General features: G+C 70.7%; 8 protein-coding genes. 5 read left to right on the forward strand and 3 right to left on the reverse strand.

Features of this window, described 5'->3' with window-relative positions:
- Positions 1–621 precede the first annotated feature (621 nt).
- Positions 622–885 (reverse strand): hypothetical protein, encoded by a 264-nt coding sequence (locus AB0J09_RS48005; protein WP_360707172.1) that lies wholly within the window; start codon positions 883–885, stop codon positions 622–624.
- Positions 886–892: 7 nt separating this feature from the next.
- On the opposite strand from AB0J09_RS48005, the gene AB0J09_RS48010 reads away from it, so the two are divergent.
- From AB0J09_RS48010 to AB0J09_RS48025, 4 genes are all read left to right on the forward strand, one after another.
- Entirely contained in the window at positions 893–1339 is a 447-nt protein-coding gene (locus AB0J09_RS48010; RefSeq protein ID WP_360707175.1) for a hypothetical protein, read from the forward strand.
- 215 nt (positions 1340–1554) lie between these two features.
- On the forward strand, positions 1555–2199 hold the full coding sequence (locus AB0J09_RS48015; RefSeq protein WP_360707177.1) for a response regulator transcription factor: 645 nt from the start codon (positions 1555–1557) through the stop codon (positions 2197–2199).
- Between the two features lie 94 nt (positions 2200–2293).
- The gene (locus AB0J09_RS48020; RefSeq protein ID WP_360707179.1) at positions 2294–2713 is read left to right on the forward strand and encodes an ATP-binding protein; all 420 of its coding nucleotides are present in this window, start codon (positions 2294–2296) and stop codon (positions 2711–2713) included.
- A gap of 56 nt (positions 2714–2769) precedes the next feature.
- Positions 2770–3810, forward strand: coding sequence for a PAS domain S-box protein (locus AB0J09_RS48025; protein ID WP_360707182.1), 1041 nt, complete (start codon positions 2770–2772; stop codon positions 3808–3810).
- Here AB0J09_RS48025 and AB0J09_RS48030 read toward each other — a convergent pair.
- Both AB0J09_RS48030 and AB0J09_RS48035 read right to left on the reverse strand, forming a co-directional pair.
- Positions 3805–4983 carry an acetate kinase gene (locus AB0J09_RS48030; RefSeq protein WP_360707185.1) on the reverse strand — a complete coding sequence of 393 codons (1179 nt, stop codon included), beginning with the start codon at positions 4981–4983 and terminating at the stop codon, positions 3805–3807. The two genes, AB0J09_RS48025 and AB0J09_RS48030, sit on opposite strands and share 6 nt — an antisense overlap.
- Entirely contained in the window at positions 4959–7262 is a 2304-nt protein-coding gene (locus AB0J09_RS48035) for a phosphoketolase family protein (RefSeq protein WP_360707188.1), read from the reverse strand. The genes AB0J09_RS48030 and AB0J09_RS48035 overlap by 25 nt, the downstream gene beginning before the upstream one ends.
- Before the next feature lie 62 nt (positions 7263–7324).
- Here AB0J09_RS48035 and AB0J09_RS48040 point away from each other — a divergent pair, with 62 nt between their 5' ends.
- On the forward strand, positions 7325–8218 hold the full coding sequence (locus AB0J09_RS48040) for a dihydroxy-acid dehydratase (protein WP_360707191.1): 894 nt from the start codon (positions 7325–7327) through the stop codon (positions 8216–8218).
- Positions 8219–8296: the final 78 nt, after the last annotated feature.

The raw sequence follows: 8296 nt of genomic DNA on the forward strand, positions 1-8296 counted from the left end.
CCGCAAGCACCCCGGCCAGGCAGACCCCGAACGGCACGAGCCCGCCGCCCGCCAGCGCGTGCCCGCCCGCCGACACCGCGCCGCAGACCGTCGCGAACACGACGGCCCGGCCAAGACGCAGCGCTGACGACGCGGAGGACACAACCGATATTCTCCTCGAAAATCGGGGAGGAAGTCTCAGATTTCACGCGCGGCCGAACTCCCCTGGGTGACGAGGGGCGTCGCGAACCGCACGACCGGCCATCGCGGCGCCGGGTCGCCATGATGCGTCTTTTGTCAAAGACGCGACCCGGTAATGACACTTTTTCACCAGCTCTTTCCGGGCACGGGGAATTTGCCATCGGCGTGGCGTTGTGCGCAGGGCTCGAGGCGACTGCGAGCATCGTATCGATCTTGTTCGGCCCGCTCGGCGGGCAGGTACGGGCTGCATTCCGACTCGCGGGTCAATTGCGACAAATTCCGAAAGGAAAGGTACATGTTCACGCCCAATTCCCGGACAAAAGCCACAGCCACGCCCGCTCGGCCTATGGCACGTCACGCGATGAAAAGGGCGATATATGGCTCCCTTTCGATGGCTCTGGTCGCGATCTCGACCCCGGCTGCGACCGCGGACGACGACTCCTACCTCCGCGTCGGGGCCGCGACCCCGTCCCCGACCCCGATCCCGTCTCCGGCGGTGATGGCGGCTCCGACTCGGACTCCGACCCGGACCCCGACCCCGACGGCGACGGCGACGGCGACTCCTACCCCGACCGCGACTCCTACCCCGACCGTCACCGCGACCGCGACGGAGACGGAGACATCGAAGGAGACGGCCACCGCCGTCCGTCCCTTCCCCCGCATTAACGTGCCCCACGGCAGGTGCAACGAGCATCTCTTCTTCAAGGTCAATATGATTGCGCCGCGAAACTTCTTCCTGCCCCGGACCCGCTTCATCGACGGTCCCGGCGGCACGATGACGGTGTCGGTCACCAGGGAGCACGAAATACGCGCGTTCCTGGAGACCGAGAACGAGAGGCTATGGACGTTCACCGAGAAGTTCACCACGGCGGACGTGGTCCGACAATTGCGCCTTATGGGGCTTCCGCACCTCGAAGAGCGGCACATGGTCTTCATCGGCCACGAATACTCACGGGAGATCAGCAAGGAAAAGTACGGCCATCTGTGGTACCGGGTCTTCGGCTACCGCATCGGCTGGTCGGCCTGGTCGCAGCTCGGGACGTGCCGCGACGTCGAGGTCGCCAGCGGGATCGCCAACGTGCCCGCCAGGGTGGAGGGCTGGAAGTACTGGGAGACCAAGCGCCCGACGTTCAGGGGGCGCCAGGTATTCAGCAAGTGACCGGGAAGTCCCCCTTCTGCGCCTGCTCGTGCATGGCTGGCCGGCGCCCTTGGTTTGAGGGGAGAACGGGGGACCTGGCCGGGATGAGAGGCGAAAGGGGAGCGGCACGAGGTCGTGCGGCGGGCGGTGGGTCGTGGGAGACTTCTCGGGGCGCCGGCCGTTCCCCGGGGCGGCCCATGCGGGAGCAGGACCCACGGACAGAGGCATGACGAAGGATGGCGATTCCCCCCACGATCCGCGTGGTCCTCGTCGAGGACCACGCCATGGTCGCCGAGGCCATCGGGCTGGCGCTCGGTAAGGCGCCCGGCTTCGAGGTGGTGGCTCAGACGGGGACCATCGCCGGGGCCGTGGCCGAGACCGGCAGGTTCCAGCCCGACGTCGTCCTGCTCGACCGCCGCCTGCCCGACGGTGACGGGATCGGGGCCATCGAGAGGCTCGCCGCGGCGGCGCCCAAGGCGCGGGTGCTGGTGCTGACCGGCGAGGCGACCGCTTCCGTGGCGGCCAGGGTGGTGGCGGCCGGGGGCGCCGGGCTGGTGGTGAAGTCGTCCAGGCTGGGGGAGCTGGAGTCGGCCGTGCGGGAGGTGGCAGCCGGCGGGGTGGTGCTCGCGCCCGGGCTGCTGCCGGGGATGCTCGACCGGCTGACCGGACGGGCGGGGCTGCTGGGTGCGGCGCTGACGGCTCGCGAGCGGGAGACGCTGCTCCTCCTGGCAGAGGGCGCCGGCACGCTCGAGATCAGCGAACGCCTCGGCGTGGCCCGCAACACGGCGCGCAACCACGTACAGCACGTCCTGGAGAAGCTCGGCGCCAGGTCCAAGCTGGAAGCGGTGGCGCTCGCCCGCAGGGACGGGCTGCTCGACTGACGCATTTGCACCATGTAGCGTCCCCCAGCCGTACCAGGCGGCTTGGAGCGGTTGCGTCTCGTGATCGGGTGCCGGGTTACCTGAGAGTAGAGGGGTGGGCAGCGAGGAGGTGGGGCCGTACCAGGTGGACACGCCCCTGCCTAAGGAGATGGGCAGCATCACGGCGGCGCGCCGGATCGCCCGACGGGCCCTGGCCGAGTTCGGCTACCAGGGCCATCACGAGGATGTCCTGCTGGTGGTGTCCGAGCTCGTGACGAACGCGCTCGTGCACGGCGACGGCCCGCCGTCCCTGCGGATGAGGGGCAGCGCGTCGCAGGTGCGCGTCGAGGTGGGCGACGCCGGGGAGCGGCTGCCCGAGCCGCGCGAGCCTGGTCCGGCGAACGGCTGGGGGCTGCACGTCGTCGGCCTGCTGTCCACCGGCTGGGGGATCTCGCCCCGCGACGGCGGGAAGGTGGTGTGGTGCGAGCTGGCGCCCAGCCTCGCCCCGGTCCAGAGCCACCGCTGCGAGCCCTGAGCGCGAAGGCCGGGTTTGGGACCTCACGCTGTGTCGTGAAAAGCTACGGTATGGCCGTGGATGACCTCCCACAAGAGGATTTGAGGCTGCTCGTGCAGAGCATCCGCGATTACGCCATCTTCATGCTCGACCCCCGCGGCAGGATCGTGAGCTGGAACGCCGGAGCTCAACGCATCAAGGGGTACACCGCCGACGAGATCATCGGCACCCACTTCTCCGTCTTCTACCCGCCCGAGGACGTGGCGGCCGGCAAGCCTCCCATGGAGCTGGAGACGGCCGCCTCCGACGGCCGGTGGGAGGAGGAGGGGTGGCGGGTGCGCAAGGACGGCACCAGGTTCTGGGCGAGCGTGGTCATCACCGCCCTGTACGACGAGCGCGGTGACCTGCGCGGATTCGGGAAGGTGACGCGCGACCTGACCGAGCGGCGCAGCATGGCCAGGGCGCTGGACGAGCGCGGCCTGCTGCTCGCCCACCTCGTCCAGGCCCAGGAGCGGGAGCGCCGCCGCATCGCCTCCGACGTGCACGACGACACGATCCAGGCCATGATCGCGGTCGGGATGCGGCTGCGCGCCCTCGGGGAGCGGCTGCCCGAGGAGGACGCCGCCGCCGTCCGCTCGCTTGACGACGCCGTCGAGTCCGCCGTGCGGCGCCTGCGCGACCTGGCCTTCCGGTTACGGCCGCCGGGCGACGGGCTGGTGGAGGGGCTGGCCGCGTACCTGGAGCGGGAGATGGCAGGCATGGCGTACGAGCTGGCGCACGACCTGAACGGTGAGCCGCCCGCCGAGGCCGCGATCACCGTGTTCCGCATCTGCCAGGAGGCCCTGACGAACGTGCGCAAGCACGCCGGGGCGAACTCCGTCAGCATGCGGCTGGCCTCGCTCGACGGCGGCATCCACGTGCGCGTGCGCGACGACGGGACCGGGGTCGCGAACCGGGTGAGCCAGGACGGGCACTTCGGGCTGATCGAGATGCGCGAGCGGGCCGAGACGGCGGGCGGCTGGTGGGACATCCGCGGCGCGCCCGGCGAGGGCACGACCGTGGAGTTCTGGGTGCCCGCCATCCCGCGCGCTCGTCATGACCCGATCAGCCCGTCATGACCCGATCAGGGCGAGGGCCTGGCAGGCGATCTCCCACTCCTCGTCCGTGGGGATGACGAGCACGGCCACCTCCGCGTCCGGCGGCGACACCGCCCGCTCGTCCGGCGAGGCGGCCGCGTTGAGCGCCGGGTCCACGGCGATGCCGAGGCGGTCCAGCCCGGCCAGGGACTCGGCGCGCGTGGCGGCGTCGTGCTCCCCGACCCCGCCGGTGAACACGATCGCGTCCACCCGCCCGAGCAGCGCGTAGTAGGCGCCGACGTACTTGCGGATGCGCCGGGTGTAGACCGCCAGGGCCAGCCGGGCCTCGGCGTCGTCGCGGGCGCGTACCTCACGCATGTCACCCGTCCCGGCGAGCGCCAGCAGGCCGCCGTGGCGGTCGAGCGCACTCTCCGCCCGCCGCGCGTCCATCCCGTCCACCCGCGCCAGGTAGCCGCCGAGCGCGGGGTCCACGTCGCCCGAGCGCGTGCCCATGACCAGTCCCTCCAGGGGCGTCATGCCCATCGAGGTGTCGACGCTGCGCCCACCGGAGATCGCGGTCGCGCTGGCGCCGTTGCCCAGGTGCAGCACGATCAGGTTCAGCCCGGCCAGGTCGCGGCCGAGGAGGGCGGCGGCGCGGCGGGAGACGTACGCGCAGGAGGTGCCGTGGAAGCCGAAGCGCCGCACGCCGAGCCGCTCGCGCCAGTCCCGCGGCACCGCGTACGTGTACGCCTCCGGCGGCAGCGTGAGCTGGAACGCGGTGTCGAACACCGCCACCTGTGGCACTCCGGGGAAGGCCGTGCGCGCGACCTGGATGCCGGTGAGGTTGACCGGGTTGTGCAGGGGAGCGAGGGGCGCCAGCTCCTCGATCGCGCCGATCACCTGGTCGTCGATGAGCACGGCCTCGGTGAACCTGGTCCCGCCGTGCACGACGCGGTGCCCGACCGCGACGGGGTCCAGCTCCGGCCCCGCCACCTCGAAGGCCTCCATGACCGCGTCCAGCCCCTCGCCGTGCCCGGGAAACGGGCCTTCCCGCACGTACGGCGGCCCGTCTCCGGCGTGGTGCGTGAGCCTTCCCCGCTCCTCGCCGATGCGCTCGACCAGCCCCCTGGCCGGTCGTTCACGGGTGCGCATGTCCACGAGCTCGTACTTGATGGACGACGAGCCCGTGTTCAGTACGAGGATGCGTCCGGCCACGTCCACGACCTGATCTCCGGGGCGTCCTCGCCGTGATCGCGCGTGTAGGCGCGCGCCAGCAGCCGCGTGTCGCTCATGCGCTGGCGCAGATGCGCCTGGGTGGCGCCGAGCCCCGGCACGCGGTCGATGACGTCCATGACGAGGTGGTAGCGGTCGATGTCGTTGAGCATGGCCATGTCGAACGGCGTCGTCGTGGTGCCCTCCTCCTTGTAGCCGCGCACGTGGATGTTGCCGTGGTTGCGGCGGCGGTAGGTGAGCCGGTGGATCAGCCATGGGTAGCCGTGGAAGTCGAAGATGACCGGCTTGTCCGCGGTGAAGAGGGTGTCGAACTCGGCGTCCGGCATGCCGTGCGGGTGCTCCGACGGCGGCTGGAGCCGCATGAGGTCCACGACGTTGATCACCCGTACCTTCAGTGTGGGTATGTGCTCGCGCAGCAGCGCGGCGGCGGCCAGCGTCTCCAGCGTGGGCACGTCGCCCGCGCAGGCCAGCACCACGTCCGGCTCGGTGCCGTCGTCGGTGGAGGCCCAGGGCAGGATGCCCAGGCCGCGGGTGTTGTGCGCGATGGCCTCGTCCATGGTGAACAGGTCCAGCACCGGCTGCTTGCCCGCGACGATCACGTTGACGTAGTCGCGTGAACGCAGGCAGTGGTCGGCGACCGACAGCAGGGTGTTGGCGTCCGGCGGCAGGTAGACGCGCACCACTGAGGCCTTCTTGTTCACCACCACGTCGAGGAAGCCCGGGTCCTGGTGGCTGAACCCGTTGTGGTCCTGGCGCCACACGTGCGACGACAGCAGGTACGTCAGCGACGCCACCGGCCGCCGCCACGGGATCTTCTGCGACGACTCCAGCCATTTGGCGTGCTGGTTGAACATGGCATCCACGATGTGGATGAACGCCTCGTAGCAGTTGAACAGCCCATGCCTGCCGGTCAGCAGGTAGCCCTCCAGCCAGCCCTGGCACAGGTGCTCGCTCAGCACCTCCATCACCCGTCCGCCGGGGGCCAGGTTCTCGTCCGTCGGCAGGATCTCGGCGCCCCACGCCCGGTCCGTGACCTCGAACACCTCCGACAGCCGGTTCGACTCGGTCTCGTCGGGGCCCATCAGCCGGAACGTCCGGGGGTTCGCGGCGATCACGTCGCGCAGGAACCCGCCCAGCACGCGCGTCGGCTCGCTCGACTGCGTGGCGGGAGACTTGACCTCGACCGCCAGCCTGCGGAAGTCGGGCAGCCGCAGCGGCACGAGCAGCTCGCCGCCGTTGACGTGCGGGTTCGCGCTCATCCTGCGCGTGCCGCGCGGCACGGTGCCCAGGATCCCCTCCACGGGCCGGCCGCCGGAGTCGAACAACTCCTCCGGCCGGTACGAGCGCATCCACTCCTCGAGCATGGCCAGGTGGGTCGGGTTCTCACGGACCTTGGCCAGCGGCACCTGGTGCGCCCGCCACGTGCCCTCGACCTGCTTGCCGTCCACCTCGCGCGGCCCCGTCCACCCCTTGGGCGTCCGCAGGACGATCATCGGCAGCCGGTCGGCCTCGCCCCGCTTGTAGGCGGCCATCTGGTCGAACGCGGTGTCCAGCGCGCGTGCCATCTCCCCGTGGTCGGGGCCCACCATGTGAGGGTGGTAGCCGTACCCCTCCATGAGCTTGAGCAGCTCGGTCTCGGGGATGCGGGCGAGCACCGCCGGGTTGGCGATCTTGTAGCCGTTCAGGTGGAGTATGGGCAGCACGATGCCGTCGCGGTCGCGGTCGAGGAACTTGTTGGAGTGCCAGCTCGCCGCGAGGGGGCCCGTCTCGGCCTCGCCGTCGCCGATGACGCACGCCACCACCAGGTCCGGGTTGTCGAACGCGGCCCCGTACGCGTGCGCGATCGAATAGCCCAGCTCCCCGCCCTCGTGGATCGAGCCGGGCGTCTCGGGTGCGACGTGGCTCGGGATCCCGCCGGGGAAGGAGAACTGGCGGAACAGCCGCCGCATGCCCTCCACGTCCTGTGAGACGTCCGGATAGCGCTCCGAGTACGAGCCCTCCAGCCACGAGTGCGCCACCGCGGCGGGCCCGCCGTGCCCGGGACCGGCGATGTAGATCATGTCCTGGTCCCGTTCCTTGATCACCCGGTTGAGGTGGGCGAAGCAGAAGTTCAGCCCGGGCGTGGTGCCCCAGTGGCCGAGCAGGCGCGGCTTGATGTGCTCCGGGCGCAGCGGCTCGCTGAGCAGCGGATTGTCCAGCAGGTAGATCTGCCCGACGGACAGGTAGTTCGCCGCCCGCCAGTACGCGTCGATATGGTCCATGCCCCTGCAGCTTCCTCCACAGGACGTGCTGAATCCATAAATCGCCCGATAGGGTGCCGTACATGGCTTTGAGGAGTTCGCTCTGGTATTCGGGAAATGACCGCAACTCCTACATTCATCGGGCGTGGATGCGGCGCGGCCTGCCTCGCGAGGCGTTCGAGGGCGGCAAGCCGCACATCGCGATCGCCAACACCGCCTCCGACCTCACCCCGTGCAACTCCCACCTGAACGAGGTGGCCGAGAGCGTCGCCCACGGCGTCTGGGAGGCCGGCGGCGTCCCCCTCAACCTGCCGGTCGTCTCGCTCGGCGAGACCAACGTGCGCCCGACCGCCATGCTCTGGCGCAACCTGGCCGCCATGGCCACCGAGGAAATGCTCCGCGCCAACCCCATCGACGGCGTGGTGCTGCTCGGCGGCTGCGACAAGACCATCCCGTCGCTGCTCATGGCCGCGGCCTCCGTGGACCTGCCCGCCGTCGTGATGCCCGGCGGCCCCATGCTGACCGGCCACTTCCGCGGCGCCCCGCTCGGCTGCGGCACCGACGTGTGGCGCCTGAGCGAGGAGGTACGCGCCGGCACGCTCTCCCGCGAGGCGTTCCTGGAGTCCGAGTCGTCCATGATCCGCAGCCGCGGCCACTGCAACACGATGGGCACCGCCTCCACCATGGCCTGCATGGCCGAGGCGCTCGGCATGACGCTGCCCGGCACCGCGGGCACCCCGGCACCTGACAGCCGCCTGCTCGAGCGCTCCCATGAGACCGGCCGCCTCGCCGTGGACCTGGTCCATCAGGGCCGCAGGCCGAGCCAGGTGATGACCAGGGGCTCGTTCCTCAACGCCATCGTGACCCTGGCCGCCGTCGGCGGCTCCACCAACGCCGTCGTCCACCTGCTCGCCATCGCCGGCCGGTTGGGCGTGGACCTCGCCCTGGACGACTTCGACCCAGCGCCGGACGGGTGACGGTCGGCGGCCGTGACGTCACCCACGCCCACCCGGGCGACCGCGGGATCGGCATGGTCTTCCAGGACTACGCCCTTT

It is taken from the genome of Nonomuraea sp. NPDC049784 (assembly GCF_040659615.1).
Classification (GTDB): domain Bacteria; phylum Actinomycetota; class Actinomycetes; order Streptosporangiales; family Streptosporangiaceae; genus Nonomuraea.